Consider the following 16,453-nt stretch of genomic DNA (forward strand, 5'->3'; position numbering starts at 1 on the left):
CTGTTGCTGGCGAACGAACGCAAAACTTTGATTCATCACTGGAGAAACGACATGCGTCGTCTGATGGGAATTCCGGCCGCCGCCGTGCTGCTTACGGCCTGCGTCACGATCAACGTGTACTTCCCGGCCGCCGAGGCCAAGGAAGCGGCGAAGGAATTCGTCGAGAAAGTGATCGGGGACGAAGCCAAGAACGTGCCGCCCAAGCCGTCGGACGGCGGTGGCATGGCGTTCCAGGCGCCGGCGGCGCAACGCAGCCTGTTCGCGCGCATCGACCCGTGGAGCCTGGTCGGCATTGGCAGCGCCCATGCGCAGTCGCAACCGGACATCACCATCAAGACCCCCGCGATCCAGGCGATCCAGACACGCATGGCCGAACGCTTCGACTCGCAGTTGCGCGGGGGCTTCGATGCCGGGGCCCTGGGCTTCGCCGAAGACGGCTCCATCGTCGTGCGCGACGCCGCCAAGCTGGCACTCAAGGATCGCGTCGCGGTGAACCAGGCCGTCGCCGACGACAATCGCGACCGCAAGGCGGTGTACCGCGAAGTCGCCGTCGCCAATGGCCATCCCGAGTGGGAAGCGCAGATCCGCGACGTCTTCGCCAAGCAATGGATTTCCAGTGCACGCGCGGGCTGGTGGTACCAGAGTGGGGGGGCGTGGAAGCAGAAGTGACGTCCTGTCCGGCGCTACCGTAATGCCAGGAAAAGCCCGCTTTGGCGGGCTTTTCTGCGTTTCTGTGTGTCTAAAGCGCAGCGCGGCATTTTTCCCAGCCGCCGGCGCGGCATCATTCGAAGGGCGCTTTGGGGCCGTCGCGGGCCGGCCGCCTCTGCGACAATACGCGGCCCTGCAGTATCGAATTCCCCCGTGGCCCGCATCGACCAGACCCCCTTTGAAGTTGACATCACCGGCATGAGCCACGATGGCCGCGGCGTGGCCCGCCGCGAGGGGGAGGGGGGCAAGGTGACCTTCATCGCCGGGGCACTGCCGGGTGAGCGGGTGGTGGCGAAGCAGACTTCTCGTTCGCGCCATTTCGACGAGGCCACGACGCTGGAAGTGCTCCGCGCCTCGCAGGACCGGGTGCAGCCACGCTGCCCGCATTTCGGCACCTGTGGCGGTTGCGCGCTGCAACACCTCGACGAGGACAAACAGATCCTGGCCAAGCAGCGCGTGCTGCTGGAGAACCTGGAACGCATCGGCCACGTCACGCCGGAGCGTGTCCTGCCGCCGCTGACCGACGCGGCGTGGGGCTATCGCCGCAAGGGTCGCTTCTCGGTGCGGCGCGTGGAGAAGAAAGACAAGACCCTGGTCGGCTTTCGCGAACAGGATCCGCGCTTCGTCGCCGACCTGTCCGAATGCCATACCGTCATTCCCGAGATCGGCAGCAAGGTGTCGGCGCTCTCGGCGCTGGTCGATGGCCTGCAGGCGCGTCGCGACATCCCGCAGATCGAATTCATCGCCGGCGATCCGGCCGATGATTTCAGCGGCATCGCGCTCACCATCCGCCACCTGGCGCCGTTGTCGGAATCCGACCAGGCCGCGCTGGTTGCATTCGGCCAAGCGCATGGTTTCGCGATCTTCCTGCAGCCCGGCGGTGTCGACAGCGTGCATCCGCTGTGGCCGGCGGAGCCGAAGCTCGCCTTCATGCTGCCGCAGTGGAACATCGAGTTCGTGTTTCGCCCGCTCGACTTCATCCAGGTCAACGCGGGCCTCAATGGCAAGATGATCCAGTCCGCGATCGACCTGCTCGATCCGCAACCGGAAGACCGGGTGCTCGACCTGTTCTGTGGCCTCGGCAACTTCACCCTGCCACTGGCGCGGCGCGTGCGCGAGGTCGTGGGCGTGGAAGGCGAAGCCGGACTCGTTCGCCGCGCGCGTGAAAACGCCGCGCACAACGCCATCGCGAACGCCGATTTCCACGCGGCCGACCTCGGCAAGGACCTCAGCGACCACACCTGGATGCGCGACGGCTTCGACCGGTTGCTGCTGGATCCGCCGCGCTCGGGCGCCGACTTCGTCCTGACCCAGCTGAAGCTCAAGCAGTTCAAGCGCATCGTGTACGTGAGCTGCCATCCGGGTTCGCTGGCACGCGATGCCGGTTACCTCGTCAACGAGAAGGGCTGGAAACTGCGCGCGGCGGGGGTGATGGACATGTTCCCGCATACGGCTCATGTCGAATCGATCGCGATGTTCGAACGCGCCGCGGGTTAATGGGCGTGTGGTTCTATTCAAGCGCGCCGCAGCGCGTGTCAAATTCAGGCAATGGGATTGCCTTTAAGACGTGACGAAACCATGGCCATCGAAATCGAACGCAAATTCCTCGTCACCGGCGACGCCTGGCGCACGGCCGCGCACAAGGTCGTGCCGATGGCGCAGGGCTACCTCAACGACATCGCGGCCATGGACACCGGCGCGATGAAGGCCTCGGTGCGCGTGCGCATCCAGGGCGACGAGGCCTACCTCAACCTGAAGTCGCGCGAGCTTGGCCACACCCGCCAGGAGTTCGATTACGCGATTCCGGTCGAGGACGCCCGCGGCCTGCTCGCGCTGAGCGTCGGCGGACTGGTCGACAAGCGCCGCCATTACGTCGATTTCGGCGGGCACCTGTGGGAGGTCGACGAGTTCCTGGGCGACAACGCCGGCCTGGTGGTCGCGGAGATCGAACTCGCCTCCGCCGAGGAAAGCTTCGAAAAGCCCGCCTGGATCGGGCGTGAAGTGACCGACAGCAAGCGCTACTACAATCTGGCCCTGGCCTCGCGGCCGTATTCGCAATGGAGCGAGGCGGAGCGCGCGGGCACGGTGGACTGATTCCCGCGGGCTGAGCCACCCTCACCCGGGCCTCTTCCGCAAGCGGAGAGGAGGAGTTTGTGCCGTGCAGGAACCCCTTCGCTCGTCACCATCGCATCTTTAGTTTTCACTGGATTTTGACATGTTGATTATTGGCGTTGCCGGCAAGGAACTCACCGCGCAGGAGCGCGACTGGCTGCAGCACGATGCCTGCGCCGGCGTGATCCTGTTCAGTCGCAACTTCGCGTCGAAGGCACAAGTGGCGGAGCTCTCCCAGGCCATCCGCGAGGCGGCACCACGTCCCCAGCTGGTCTGCGTCGACCAGGAAGGCGGTCGTGTGCAGCGTTTCCGCGAGGGCTACAGCGTGCTGCCACCGCTGGAAGGCTTCGGCAAGCATTACGCGCAGGATCCGCAGGCCGCGTTGAAGCTCGCCGAGGAGCACGCCTGGTTGATGGCCAGCGAAGTGCGCGCGACCGGCGTCGACCTCAGCTTCGCCCCGGTCGTCGACCTCGGCCGTGGTAACCGCGCGATCGGCAACCGCGCGTTCTCGGAGGACCCGGCCATCGTCGCCGAGTTCACCCGCGCCTACGTGCGTGGCATGCACGCCGCCGGCATGGGCGCGACGCTAAAGCATTTCCCCGGCCACGGTTCGGTGCTGGAAGACACGCATTTCGACGCCGCCGTCGATCCGCGTACGTTCGAGGAAATCCGCGCGCTCGACCTCGTTCCCTTCATCGCCGGCATCGAGGCCAAGGCCGATGCGGTCATGATGGCCCACGTCGTGTATCCGGCGGTGGCGCCGGAGCCGGCGGGTTACTCGAAGCGCTGGATCGAGGACATCCTGCGCAAGGATCGTGCGTCCGGGGGGCTCGGTTTCCATGGCGTCGTCTTCAGCGACGACATCGGCATGGCCGCGGCGTTCTCCGCCGGCGGCGTCAAGCAACGCGTGGACCTGCACCTGGATGCCGGTTGCGACGTGGTCCTCGTCTGCCACCCCGAACTGGTCGAGGAATCGCTCGACGCCATCCAGGACCGCAAGCTCAACACCATGGCGCTCATCGGCCTGATCGGGCGCGGCGCGATGGGCTGGGACGGGCTGATCGCAGACGCGCGCTACGGTGAAGCACGCAACCGCCAGGAAGGACTGGCGTAATGGCCGATCTCCAGACCGCGCTCGCCAACAGCGACCTGGTCCACGACCGCGCGACGCTGGAGCGGGCGATCGCAGACATGGCCGCACGCATCCACCACGACTACGCCGGTAGCGTGCCGGTGTACGTCACCGTGATGCACGGCGGCTTGCCGTTCGCGGGGCAACTCGTATTGGAGCTGGGCGCCTGCGGCCAGGATGTCGAATTCGAATATCTGCACGCCACGCGCTATCGCGGTACGACCTCGGGCGGCGAGCTCACCTGGAAGCATCGCCCGGCGACGCCGTTGCAGGGCCGCCGCGTGCTGCTGGTCGATGACATCGTCGACGAAGGCCACACGCTGGCCGCGATCCGCGACTGGTGCAACCAGCAGGGTGCGGCCGAGGTGCGCATCGCCGCACTGGCAGTCAAGAAGCACGATCGCTGCGTACCGGGGTTGTCCGCGGACTATGTGGGCGTGGAAGTGCCGGACCGCTACGTCTACGGCTACGGCATGGATTACCACGAGCAGGGCCGCGGTTTGCCCGCCATCTATGCGTTGAAGGAGTGATCATGGACGCCATCGAGCTGGCCATCATCGGCGGCACCGGGCTGTACAAGCTCGCCGAACTCCAGGATGCGGAAGCGCACCAGCCGGTCACGCACTACGGCGCGCTGTCCGGACCGGTTCGCGTGGGCATGCTGGACGGCCATCGCGTCGCCTTCCTCGCGCGCCATGGCGAAGGCCATTCGCTGCCGCCGCACAAGATCAACTACCGCGCCAACCTCGCGGCATTGAAGGCGCTGGGCGCGCAACGCGTGCTGGCGCTCAACACGGTCGGCGGCATCACCGAGCGCTTCGGCCCGCGCGTGCTGGCCTGTCCGGACCAGCTGATCGATTACACGTGGGGGCGGATCTCCACGATCTGCGAGGAACCCGGCACCGAAGTGCTGCATGTCGATTTCGGCGAACCGTACACGCGTTCGCTGCGACATGCGGTGCTTGCGGCCGCGGCCGGAGCGAACGTAGCGCTCGCCGACGGCGGCTGCTACGGCGCGACGCAGGGGCCGCGCCTGGAGACTCGCGCCGAGATCGCGCGCATGCGTCGCGATGGTTGCGACCTGGTCGGCATGACCGGGATGCCGGAAGCCGGGCTGGCACGCGAGATGGGCCTGGACTATGCCTGCCTCGCCATCGTCGCCAACTGGGCGGCGGGTGCGGGGCCGGACCCGGACGAAGTGATCACGCTGCAGGACGTGCTCGACAACGTTGCTGCCGCGTCGGCGGGCCTTCCCGCGCTGCTTCGCGCCATGCTGGCCACCTGATCGCGCCACCCGCAGGCGGCATCGCCCGCATGCGGACCCGGTTGCCTTCGTTCAGCAAGTTGGCATACTCGCTGTGCGCCGCCAGGGCCGGCGCTCGTCATCGCATCCAGCAGAGGTCAACAAGGACATGCAGTACGGTACCGTGAAGTGGTTCAACGACGCCAAGGGATTTGGCTTCATCTCACCCGAAGACGGCAGCGCCGATGTTTTCGTGCATTTTTCCGCCATCAATGCCAAGGGCTTCCGCAGCCTGCAGGAAGGCCAGCGCGTCAGCTACCAGCTGACCCAGGGCCCGAAGGGCGCGCAGGCGTCCGAAGTCGCACCGGTCTGACCAGGACCGGTGTCCGGGTCCAGTAGGGCCGGGAACACGACTTTCCAGGCCCCGCTTCGGCGGGGCCTTTTCTTTGCGCCGAAGGTTGCGGCGCCGGGCCCCCGTGCTGCGCTACATTCCAGACCTCCGCCGGAGGAGAGGCTTGTGACCGCATCGCCCTTCGACACACACGACGTCGACAACCAGCCACCGGAATTCGCCGCCCGCGACCTGTGGGCCGATGACGCCGCCCTGCGCGAAGGCGTCGAACGCGAGGGCGCCGCGGCGTTCGCGGACCGCCTGCGTGCGTACGGCCAGTTGGCCGGTGGCGAACTGCTGCGGCTGAGCTTCGACGCGCACCGCGACCGCCCGCGCCTGCGTACCCACGACCGTTTCGGACATCGCCTCGACGTCGTTGAATTCCACCCCAACTACCACGCTGTCATGGCGGCGGCGATCGAGCACGGTGTCGCCGGCCTGTCGTGGCAGCGCGTGCAACCGGGCCGCCACGTTGCGCGCGCCGCCCTGAGCTACCTGCACGGGCAAGTGGAACCCGGTTCCAGTTGCCCGCTGACGATGACCCATGCGGCCGTGCCCGTGCTGCGGCGCGAGGCGGCATTGAAGGAGTGGGCCGACAAGGCCTGCGCGCCGCACTACGATCCGCGCGACGTACCCATCGCCAACAAGCAGGGCGTCACGCTCGGCATGGGCATGACCGAGAAACAGGGCGGCAGCGATGTGCGCACCAACACGACGCGCGCCGTTCCGCTGCCAGGGACGGACGAATACACGCTGGTGGGGCACAAGTGGTTTTTCTCCGCGCCGATGTCGGACGGCTTCCTCGTCCTGGCGCAGGCGCCGGGCGGGCTCACCTGTTTCCTGATGCCGCGCTGGCGGCCGGATGGCGCCAGGAATGCTTTCCGGCTGATGCGCTTGAAGGACAAGCTCGGTGACTGGTCCAACGCTTCGTCCGAGGTCGAATTCGACGGCGCATGGGCGCATCGCGTCGGCGACGAGGGACGAGGCATCGCGACCATCATCGAGATGGTGATGCTGACCCGGCTGGACTGCATGCTGGGTTCGTCCGCGCTGATGCGCATGGCGCTGGCCCAGGCCCTGCACCACGCACGGCATCGCCGTGCCTTCGGCAAGCGCCTGGCCGAGCATGCACTGATGCAGAACGTGCTGGCCGACCTGGCGATCGAAGCCGAAGCGGCGCTGGCGCTATCGTTACGCGTCGCGCGCGCGGTGGACCGTGCGCCCACGGACACGGGCGAAGCCGCCTTCGCCCGCATCGCGACCGCGATCGGCAAGTTCTGGATCTGCAAGCGCACGCCCGCGTTCGTCAACGAGGCCCAGGAATGCCTTGGCGGCGCGGGATACGTCGAGGAGTCGCTGCTGCCACGGCTGTATCGGCAGGCTCCGCTCAACTCGATCTGGGAAGGCAGCGGCAACATCCAATGCCTGGACGTGCTGCGGGCATGCTCGCGGGAGCCCGAAACGCGCACGGCCCTCATGGATGAACTCGAAGCCGCCAGCGGCATGCACGCGGCGCTCGACGCGCAGATTGCGTCCCTGCGCCACGCCCTGTCCGATCTCGCCGATGCCGAAGCCGGTGCACGCTTCCTCGTCGAGCGCCTGGCATTGTCATTGCAGGCGTCCGTATTGCTGCGCGCGGGCAGCCCCGTGGCCGACGCCTTCTGCCGCAGCCGGCTGGCCGGAAATCATGGTCTGGTGTTGGGCACGCTGCCGGGCGATGCCGGATTCACTTCACTGATGGCGCGTGCATTGCCCGACTGACGACGGCATCGAAGCACCGGGAGTGCTTCGGCCCGCGATCAGTCGAGAAACTGCAGCTTCGCCAGTTCCGCGTACAGGCCGCCTTGCGCGAGCAACTGCTCGTGGGTGCCTTCGGCGACGACGCGGCCGTGGTCCATCACGACGATGCGATCGGCCTTGAGCACGGTGGCGAGGCGGTGCGCGATCACGATGGTGGTGCGGCCCTGCATCAGGGCTTCCAGCGCCTGCTGCACGGCGCGCTCGCTCTGCGCATCGAGTGCGCTGGTGGCCTCGTCCAGCAGCAGGATCGGTGCGTCCTTCAGCAGGGCCCGCGCGATCGCGATGCGCTGTTGCTGGCCACCGGACAGGCGCGCCCCGCGCTCGCCCAGTTCGGTGTCGAGCCCCTCTGGCAGTGCATTGATGAAGTCGCTGGCGTGCGCATTTTGGACGGCCGTGTCGATCTGCGCGGCGTCGGCTTCGAGGCGGCCGTAGCGGATGTTGTCGCGCGCGGTGGTGGCGAAGATGGTCGGCTGCTGCGGCACCAGCGCGATGGCTTCGCGCAGGACGGCAGGATCGAGGGTGCGGATGTCGGTGTCGTCGACCCGCACCGTGCCCGAATCCGGATCGTGGAAGCGCAGCAGCAACGAGAACACCGTGCTCTTGCCTGCTCCCGACGGCCCCACCAGGGCGACGGTTTCGCCCGGCCGCACGCGCAGGTTGAAAGCGGTGAGCGCGGCGTGTTCGGGCCGCTGCGGATAGTGGAAGGTGACGTGGTCGAAGGTGAGCTCGCCGTGCACCGGCGATGGCAGGATGTTCGGCGATTGGGGCGCGGTGATCGCGGGGACTTCCTGCAGCAGTTCGCTGATGCGTCCCATGCCGGCCGCGGCGCGCTGCATCTCGTTCCAGACTTCCGCCAGCGCACCGATCGAGCCGCCACCGATCACGGCATAGAACACGAATTGCAGCAGCACGCCGGCCTTCATGCGGCCGGCCACGACGTCATGCGCACCCAGCCACAGGACGAATGTGATCGCGCCGAACACCAGCGTGATGGCTACTGCCGTGACGATGGCCTGGGCGCCGATGCGCTTGCGTGCGGTGTTGACCGCGGTCTTGAGGGCGGTGCTGAAGCGGCCGCGTTCGTACGGCTCGCGCGCATGCGCCTGCACGGTGCGCACCGCACCGAGGGTTTCCGAGGCGAGCGCATTGGCGTCGGCGATGCGGTCCTGGCTCGCGCGGGAAATCTTGCGCAGGCGGCGACCGCCGACCACGATCGGCAGGACCGTCAGCGGGATGCCTATCAGGGCCCATGCCGCCAGTAGTGGGCTGGTCACGAACAGCATCACGATGGAACCGATCACCGTGACGACGCTGCGCAGTGCCACCGACATGGTCGAACCCACGGTGCTGCGCAGCAGCTCGGCGTCGGCGGTGAGGCGTGAGACCAGTTCACCACTGCGGTTGCGGTCGTGGAATCCGGCATCCAGCGACAGCAGGTGGGAATACAGGCTCGCGCGCAGGTCGGCGACGACACGTTCGCCCAGTAACGAGACGAAGAAAAAGCGCGCGGCCGTCGCAAAGGCCAGCACGAGCGCGACCGAGAACAGCAGCAGGAAGGCGCGATCGATCGCCGCACCGCCACCGCTGGCGAAACCCTGGTCGATCATCACCCGGGACGCGGCGGGCAAGGCCAGGGTGGCGGCGCTGGAGCAGGCCAGCGCAACCAGCCATGCCACGAACAGTCCGGAGTGGCGCCGCACGAACGGCCACAGGCCGCGCAGGCTGCCAACAGGGGCTTTGATCACGGGATCGGGCATGGAGGTATCTGCTCGGGGCGGATGGGCGCTGCGCACAACGTCAGGGCAAGGCCCGAGGCGTCAGTGTGCTGGCAAGGGTGGTCAGGAGCGAAACTTCAGGCGGAACCGAATCGCACCCGGTCACGGGTGGCGTCCCGCAACTGGATTTTCAAGGCGTCGATGCGATCGGCCGGAAGGCGCAGGCGCAAGCTGGCGCCTTCGGCAAGGAAATCCTCAGCCAGTTTTTCGGCACCGAATTGCCCCAGCGCCGCGTGCACCGCGCCCGTCACCTCGAAGGGGTAGGTAATCACCAGCTCGCAATAGGCAATCAGCGCCTGTCGCGATGCGAGCCGCAGGCATTCGGCCGCCGAGCCGCCATAGGCGCGGACCAGTCCGCCCGCGCCCAGCTTGATGCCGCCGTACCAGCGCGTCACGACCGCCATGACCTGGTCGTAACCCTGGCCCTCGATCGCGGCGAGGATCGGCCTTCCCGCGGTTCCCGCCGGTTCGCCGTCATCGCTGAAGCGGTACTGCGCGCCGATCCGGTAGGCCCAGCAGTTGTGCGTCGCGGCCGGATCGGCGACTTCGGCGAGGAAGGCCAGTGCGACATCCGGGGCGGCCACCGGCGCGGCGTGGACGATGAAGCGGCTGTGCTTCACCTCCAGCGTGTGCATCGCCCGTGCCGCGAGCGTGTCGCTCATCGCCGGGTTTCGGCCAGCAGCGCGCGCAGATCGTCGGGCAGGTGGACACGGGGATGTTTGCGCTGGAACAGGCGCAGGCTGGCGCGCGCATTGTCGGTGTCGCCGTCATCGCGGCGCGCGCGGATGCGTTCGAGCCATTCCGGCGCGGCAAGGCGGGAGTCGTCGCTGACGGGAATCCCGGCCCAATCGATGTCCCCGTTCTGCTTGATGCGCGATCCGGTGACTTCGATGCGGTCCAGTGTCTGGGGTTCGGCATCCGCGGCGGCGGCGACTGGTGCGGGTGGCGGTGGTGCCGCAGCCGCAGCGGCGGGGGCGGCGTTTGCTGCCTGTTCGCGCCGCTCGGCGGTCGTATAAGTGGCGCGAGTCTTCCGCTCAACCGCGGGCGCGGCCGCAGCGGGCGCAGGGGCTGCAGGCGGTTCCGCGACGAAACCGGACTCGGCGGCAGCGCGGGCAGCGCTGTCGGCTTCGCGCCTTTCCTCGGCGAATGCCATGGCCTGGGCGGCCGCTTCTTCAGCCGCTGCAGCATCAGCCGCTGCAGCGGACGCCGCGACGGCTTTGGCGGTGTCTTCGCGGGGCTGCGGGACGGATTCCAGTGTTGCCGGTGCCGCGCGCCGTGACCGTTGCGGGGCGGCGCCCGCAAGCGATTTCTCGGCGGGCGGCGCCTTGGTGCTTGCGGCCGGCGCGGTGGCGGCGGGTTCGGCAACCAGGATCACTTCCTCTTCGCCAGCATCGCCATGTGCGGTGACGCCGCTGTACTGCGGTCGCAGCTGCCAGACCAGGCCGAGCGCCAGCACCGCTGCGGCGGCCACGCCCATGCCGGTAACCAGCGCCGGCGGCACGCCGAGCCACGCCAGATGGCGGCGACCGCGCGTACGCGTGGCCGCGGCGGCGTGCGCGGCCGCGAGGATCTTCGCGTCCAGCGCAGGCGGCGGCCCATCGAGCGGACCGGTGCGCGCGAGCCGCGCGGCGAGGTCTCTTTCCTCGGCGTCCAGCGGTTCGTGGTGGTCGTGGGCGGTGGTCATTCGTTCAATCTCTGGCGCAGCTTGTCCATGGCGTAGCGAAGCCGCGACTTCACGGTTTCCCTGCCGACGCCGGTGATGGCGCCGATTTCGTCCAGGCTCAATTCCTGTTCGAGCCGCAGGACCAGGACCTCGCGCTGCTCGTCCGGCAGTTCCTCCATCGCCAGCTGCAGGCGGCGGCGCTGTTCGAATTCGGACAGTTCGCGCTCGGGCGTGGTCGGGTCGGGCACCCGAGCAGCGCGCTCGTCGGAGTCTTCCGGTGCCGGAGGCCTGTGCTTGGCCGCCCGCCAATGATCGTTGAGTCTGTTGTGGGCGATCCTGAACAGCCAGGTGGCGAACGCGGCATCCGGCTTCCAGCCGGCCCGCGCGGCGATCACGCGCTGCCACACGTCCTGGAAGAACTCGTCCGCCAGCGCCTGGTTGCGCACCTGGCGCAGCAGGAAGCGGTAGAGCGGGCCGCGATGGCGCGCATACAGGATCTCGAACGCCGCCGCGTCGCCGCCCACCCAGGCCAGCATCAACAGGTCGTCATTGGCGTCCGCGCCGGGATTCATCGCGGTCAGGTTACGGGCTGGCGCGAATGGCGTGAAGCGGGTGGCCGTCGTCGCCGGCCGGGGCGAGGGGCCAAGGGCGGGGGTATTTGCCGGGGGATTCGGGGTTGAAGGGATCAGCGGCGGTGCGAGGGCAAGCTCCATGTCAGGAATAACGCCCGGGACCGATGGCCGGGGTTGCACTTCCAGTGGTGCCTGCTGGGGTTATGCTGCGTACGTTGTCAGGGGATGGCCGGGGGGCTAGTGCAGCGATTGCGGGCGACGAAGGTCAAGCCGGCGGAACCAGCCGAGTGCGGCGACGCACAGGCGTTGGCGGGCGTGCTCCAGCAGGGGCTGCCCGCGGGTTCGCAGGTGCTGGTGCGCTGGCGCGACGGCGCAGGCGCCCTGGGCCTTTCCGTGTCCGGGGACGTGCCGGCGCGATTGCACGATGCCGCCGACCAGCTGATGGCCACGGGCCACACCCATGAGGATGCCCAGACCCTCGCCCAGTCGTGGGAGGGTGAGGGCTCCCTGCGCGCGGCCATCGTGGCTCACGTTCCCGAGACCACGCCGCAGCCTGTCCGGCGCGGATGGCTGGCGATGGCGACGATGCTGGTCGCCGCGCAGCTATCCGCCACCGAGGCGCAGGCGCGCGCCGAACTGCTGGAGAAATCCGAACGCCTGCAGCAGGCGCTGTACGAAATCGCCGACCTGGCCGGTTCGGATCTCGAGATGGCGGACATGCTGCGCCGGGTCCACGCGATCGTCGCCGGCCTGATGTACGCGGAAAATTTCTACATCGTGCTGTACGACGATGCCCGCGATTCGCTTCGCTTCCTCTATTTCGCCGACCGGCAGGATCCCTACGTCGCCGATCCGTCGCTCGAAATCCCCGCCATCGACATGCCCAACAGCCTGACCCTGGCGCTGTTGCGGCATGGCGAAGCGTTGCGCGGTCCCTCCGATGTGCTGCGCGAGCAGTTGGGTGTTGCCCGCGACGCCGTCCATGGCCCCGATGCGGACGACTGGCTCGGCGTTCCGATGCGTCGCGCCGATCGCGTCAGCGGTGCGATCGTGGTGCAGAGCTACGACCGTCCCGATCTCTACAAGGACGAAGAGCGCGCACTGCTGAGCTACGTCGCGCAACACATCCTCACTGCGCTGGACCGGCGCCAGGCCCGTGACGACCTGGAGCGGCGCGTCGAGGATCGCACGCGCGCTCTGCAGCACAGCAATCGCGACCTGCAGGCGGAGATCGTCGAGCGCCAGCGCGGCGAGCGCCTGCAGCGCGCGCTGTTCCGCATCGCGGAGCTGTCGATCACCTCGGAAACGCTGGAACGCTTCTATGCGCAGGTCCACGACGTGGTCGGCGAGCTGCTGTATGCGCGCAATTTCTACATCGCGCTGGTTGCCGAAGGCGGCGAACTGATCGAGTTCCCGTATTCGATCGACGAGCGCGACGCCGTGCGCCAGACGCGCCAGTTCGCCGCCGGCCTGACTGAATACGTCATTCGCGAAGGCCATGCGCTGCTCGCCGATCGTCCGCTGATCGAGGAGCTGCAACGCGCGGGCAAGGTGCGCACGCTGGGCACGCTGTCGCATTGCTGGCTGGGCGTGCCTTTGTTCCGCGACGACGTCGTGGTGGGCGTGATCGCGGTGCAGAGCTATTCGCCGGCGATCAGCTTCACCAACCGCGACCAGGAACTGCTGACCTTCGTCGCGCACCATATCGGCATCGGCCTCATGCGCAAGCAGGCGCAGGACCGGCTGATGGTCGCCCACGGCGAGCTCGAGCAGCGCGTCACCTCGCGCACCCGCGAGCTGGCCGAGGCCAACACCGAACTCCTTTCGCAGATCGGCGAACGCCTGCGCGCCGAACAGCAGCTCACCTACCAGGCGCGCCACGACGCACTGACCGGGCTGCCCAATCGCAGCCAGTTGCTGGAGCGCCTGGCCGCCGCGATCGCGCGTGCGCAGGCGGAGTCGGCGCAGGGACATTCCCCGGCACGGCACTTCGCGGTGCTGTTCCTCGATCTCGACCGCTTCAAGCTGGTCAATGACAGCGTCGGCCATTCCGCGGGTGACGAGCTGCTGATCGAAGCTGGCCGCCGCATCGTCGCGACGGTACGCGGCGGCGATACCGTCGCGCGCCTGGGTGGCGATGAATTCGCCATCCTCATCAACGATATCGATCACCTGCAGGTAGCGGAGGACCTCGCCCGCCGCGTGCTGGTCGCGCTGGGCGAACCGTGCTGGGTGGCCGGGCGAGAGGTGTTCCCCTCGGCCAGCGTCGGCATTGCCGCCTGGCATGCGCGTTACCAGAACGGCGCCGAACTGCTGCGCGACGCCGACGCCGCCATGTACCGGGCCAAGGCCAATGGCCGCAACAGCTGTGCGGTGTTCGACGAGGTCATGCGCGAGGAAGCCATGCGCATCCTCGACCTCGAGGCCGACCTGCGCCGGGCGATCAACAGCGACGACTTCGTCGCCTATTACCAGCCGATCGTGCGCCTGAGCGACCGTCGCGTGATCGGCCACGAAGCCCTGCTGCGCTGGCGCCACGAGCGGCGCGGCCTGCTGGCGCCGGGCGAGTTCATCGGACTCGGCGAGGACAGCGGCCTGATCGAGGAGGTCGACTGGCTGATGTATGCGCAGGTGGCCAAGCGGCTCGCGCGCGAGGATTTCGGCTATATCTCGGTCAATGTGTCACCGCGGCATTTCCTGTCGCCGGACTTCGCCGACCGCCTGCTGCGCCTGCTCGACGAAGCCGGCGCCAACCCGCACCGCCTGCGCATCGAGATCACCGAGGGCGCGCTGCTGGATGACACGGCGAGGGCGCTGCGCATGCTGCGCACGCTGCGCAGCAATGGCGTGCTGGTGCAGCTGGACGACTTCGGCACCGGCTTCTCGGCGTTGTCGTACCTGCACCGCTTCCCGCTGGAGTGCCTGAAGATCGACCGCAGTTTCGTCGCCGGCCTCGTGGGCGACACGCGGCCTGAAAGCATGGCCGTGGTGCGCGCCATCCAGGCGCTCGCCGGTTCGCTCGGCATCCATACCATCGCCGAAGGCGTGGAAAGCGAAGCGCAGCGCATCATCCTGCGTGAACTCGGCTGCCAGCATGGACAGGGCTACCTGTTCGGCCATCCGACCGAGCAGTTGTTGCCGATGGCGTCGTTGCGCTGACCGGAAACACGAAGCGGCATCGAGGCGAAAACGGCTCCGTCACATGACGGAGCCGTCTCGTTTCGGGGGAGGGCTATTCGCTTACCTGCACGGCGACTCCGTCCGCAGACGTCAGCTTGCCCGCCTGTTCGACCAGTTCGACGAATTCCTTGCGCTGACCCCAGGGGTCGCTTCCGAGCGAACGCTTCGCCATCGCGGCGATGTCATTCCAGCTCCATTGTCCTATCTGCTTGCCGCCACGCAGCGCATCGGCGAAGGCGGCAACCGCGGTGGCGAAGCGCAGCGACTCGCTTGGCGTGGCCGCCAGCTGTGAACGCAGGATCGGGGTCTGGATCAGGCGGCTGGTGTCCTCGCCAGGGCGCTTGTAGCGGAGCCGCAGGTGGGCGAGTTCCTTCGCATCGCCGGCGTTGGCGGACTTGTCCCCCTGGCCGTAGCGCAGCGGCGGCAGGCGGTCCGCGCCGGAACCTGCCGGCGTGATCTCGTACAGCGCCGTCACTTCATGCCCGGCGCCGATGTCGCCGGCATCGACCTTGTCGTTGGCGAAGTCCTCGCGGTTGAGGACGCGGTTCTCGTAACCGATCAACCGGTACTCGGCCGCCACCGCCGGATTGAACTCGATCTGGATCTTCACGTCCTTGGCGATCGTCAGCAGGGTGGAACCCATTTCCTGCACCAGTACCTTGCGCGCTTCCATCGGCGTGTCGATGTAGGCGTGGTTGCCGTCGCCGACATCGGCCAGTTTCTCGGCGAGTTCATCGTTGTAGTTGCCCTGGCCGAAGCCGAGCGTGGTCAGGGCGATGCCGCTCTTGCGCTGATCCGCGACCAGGGTCTCCAGCGCGTTGTCGTCGACCGTGCCGACGTTGAAGTCGCCGTCGGTGGCGAGGATGACGCGATTGACGCCGTCCTTGATGTAGGCCTGTTTCGCCATGGAATACGCAAGGCGGATGCCGTCGCCACCGTTGGTGCTGCCGCCGGCTTCGAGCCGATCCAGGGCCCCGAGGATGTCGTCGCGGTGTGCGCCCGAGGTCGGAGGCAGCACGAGGCCCGCCGATCCGGCGTACACGACCATCGACACGCGGTCCTGCGGCCGCAATTGCTTCACCAGCTGGCGCAACGCGTCCTTCACCAGCGGCAGCTTGTCGGCATCCTGCATCGAGCCCGAGGTATCGATGAGGAACACCAGGTTGGCCGGCGGTATCTCCGCCTTCGGCACGTCGTAGCCCTTGATGCCGATCATCAGCAGCTGGCGCTTGCTGTTCCATGGGGCCGGTGCGAGTTCGGTGGTGACCCGGAACGGAACTTCACGCGAGGCAGGCGCCGGGTGGTTGTAGTCGAAGTAGTTGACGAACTCCTCCGCGCGCACCGAATCGGTGGGCGGGCGGACGCCTTCGGTCAGCATGCGGCGCACGTTGCTGTAGCTGCCCGTGTCGACGTCGATGGAGAAGGTGGAAACGGGTTCCTCGGACGTGCGGTGCACCGGGTTGTCGGCGTTGTGTGCGTACTTCTCGGTGTTGGCCGGCTGCATTGGCGACGCCATCGGCTGCAGCGCCATGACGGCGGCGGGTGCCACCTGGTTTGCCTGCACCCGCGAACCCGTGACGCTGATGCGATCCAGCGATTTCGCTGCGGGCGGCGGTGGCGCAGGGGGCGGCGCCATGGCGACCTTGCGTTCGGCCTCGCGGGCGCTGCGTTCGCGGCGGTACTGCGCCGCGCCATCTGCTGCTTCTGCAGCGGCGTCTGCGGCGATTGCCGCCGGTTCCGCCGCTGCCGCGGCGTCGGCCTCCTCGGCATTGCCCAGGCTGGGGCGGGTGGTGCTGCATGCGCCCAGGGCCAGGGCGAAGCCAAGGGCCAGGGTCAAGCGGTGCGGCTGGGGCGAACGTTGCATGGTGCATCTCCAC

General features: G+C 67.8%; 14 protein-coding genes. 9 read left to right on the forward strand and 5 right to left on the reverse strand.

Going from position 1 to position 16,453, the window contains the following annotated elements; genetic code table 11:
• Nucleotides 1-51: 51 nt before the first annotated feature.
• From ACYVGE_RS03235 to ACYVGE_RS03270, 8 genes are all read left to right on the forward strand, one after another.
• Nucleotides 52-669: a DUF1318 domain-containing protein gene (locus tag ACYVGE_RS03235; RefSeq protein WP_460726968.1), complete on the forward strand. Its 618-nt coding sequence runs from the start codon at nt 52-54 to the stop codon at nt 667-669.
• A gap of 192 nt (nt 670-861) precedes the next feature.
• Nucleotides 862-2,205 carry a 23S rRNA (uracil(1939)-C(5))-methyltransferase RlmD gene (rlmD, locus tag ACYVGE_RS03240; RefSeq protein ID WP_460726970.1) on the forward strand — a complete coding sequence of 448 codons (1,344 nt, stop codon included), beginning with the start codon at nt 862-864 and terminating at the stop codon, nt 2,203-2,205.
• Nucleotides 2,206-2,286: 81 nt separating this feature from the next.
• Nucleotides 2,287-2,802 (forward strand): CYTH domain-containing protein, encoded by a 516-nt coding sequence (locus tag ACYVGE_RS03245; protein WP_460726972.1) that lies wholly within the window; start codon nt 2,287-2,289, stop codon nt 2,800-2,802.
• 121 nt (nt 2,803-2,923) lie between these two features.
• Nucleotides 2,924-3,934, forward strand: a complete 1,011-nt coding sequence (gene nagZ / locus ACYVGE_RS03250) for a beta-N-acetylhexosaminidase (protein WP_460726974.1) — start codon at nt 2,924-2,926, stop codon at nt 3,932-3,934.
• Nucleotides 3,934-4,482 (forward strand): hypoxanthine-guanine phosphoribosyltransferase, encoded by a 549-nt coding sequence (locus tag ACYVGE_RS03255; RefSeq protein WP_460726976.1) that lies wholly within the window; start codon nt 3,934-3,936, stop codon nt 4,480-4,482. The genes nagZ and ACYVGE_RS03255 overlap by 1 nt, the downstream gene beginning before the upstream one ends.
• A gap of 2 nt (nt 4,483-4,484) precedes the next feature.
• Nucleotides 4,485-5,237: an S-methyl-5'-thioinosine phosphorylase gene (locus tag ACYVGE_RS03260; RefSeq protein ID WP_460726978.1), complete on the forward strand. Its 753-nt coding sequence runs from the start codon at nt 4,485-4,487 to the stop codon at nt 5,235-5,237.
• A gap of 127 nt (nt 5,238-5,364) precedes the next feature.
• Nucleotides 5,365-5,568: a cold-shock protein gene (locus tag ACYVGE_RS03265; protein ID WP_056133187.1), complete on the forward strand. Its 204-nt coding sequence runs from the start codon at nt 5,365-5,367 to the stop codon at nt 5,566-5,568.
• 144 nt (nt 5,569-5,712) lie between these two features.
• A complete protein-coding gene (locus ACYVGE_RS03270) occupies nt 5,713-7,347 on the forward strand; it encodes an acyl-CoA dehydrogenase family protein (protein ID WP_460726980.1) in 1,635 nt (544 codons plus the stop codon).
• Nucleotides 7,348-7,385: 38 nt separating this feature from the next.
• Here ACYVGE_RS03270 and ACYVGE_RS03275 read toward each other — a convergent pair whose 3' ends face one another.
• From ACYVGE_RS03275 to ACYVGE_RS03290, 4 genes are all read right to left on the reverse strand, one after another.
• Nucleotides 7,386-9,143, reverse strand: a complete 1,758-nt coding sequence (locus ACYVGE_RS03275) for an ABC transporter transmembrane domain-containing protein (RefSeq protein ID WP_460726982.1) — start codon at nt 9,141-9,143, stop codon at nt 7,386-7,388.
• A gap of 95 nt (nt 9,144-9,238) precedes the next feature.
• Nucleotides 9,239-9,823, reverse strand: coding sequence for an IMPACT family protein (locus tag ACYVGE_RS03280; RefSeq protein WP_460726984.1), 585 nt, complete (start codon nt 9,821-9,823; stop codon nt 9,239-9,241).
• Nucleotides 9,820-10,845, reverse strand: coding sequence for a hypothetical protein (locus ACYVGE_RS03285; RefSeq protein ID WP_460726986.1), 1,026 nt, complete (start codon nt 10,843-10,845; stop codon nt 9,820-9,822). Before ACYVGE_RS03285 ends, ACYVGE_RS03280 begins: the two co-directional genes overlap by 4 nt.
• A complete protein-coding gene (locus ACYVGE_RS03290) occupies nt 10,842-11,396 on the reverse strand; it encodes an RNA polymerase sigma factor (protein ID WP_460726988.1) in 555 nt (184 codons plus the stop codon). The genes ACYVGE_RS03285 and ACYVGE_RS03290 overlap by 4 nt, the downstream gene beginning before the upstream one ends.
• Before the next feature lie 225 nt (nt 11,397-11,621).
• Between ACYVGE_RS03290 and ACYVGE_RS03295 the strand changes: the two genes are divergently transcribed.
• Nucleotides 11,622-14,555, forward strand: coding sequence for a bifunctional diguanylate cyclase/phosphodiesterase (locus tag ACYVGE_RS03295; RefSeq protein WP_460726990.1), 2,934 nt, complete (start codon nt 11,622-11,624; stop codon nt 14,553-14,555).
• A 73-nt stretch (nt 14,556-14,628) separates the two neighbouring features.
• On the opposite strand, the gene ACYVGE_RS03300 is transcribed toward ACYVGE_RS03295, so the two are convergent.
• A complete protein-coding gene (locus ACYVGE_RS03300) occupies nt 14,629-16,440 on the reverse strand; it encodes a vWA domain-containing protein (protein ID WP_460726992.1) in 1,812 nt (603 codons plus the stop codon).
• Between the last annotated feature and the right edge of the window lie 13 nt (nt 16,441-16,453).

It is taken from the genome of Lysobacter rhizosphaerae (genome assembly GCF_054779795.1).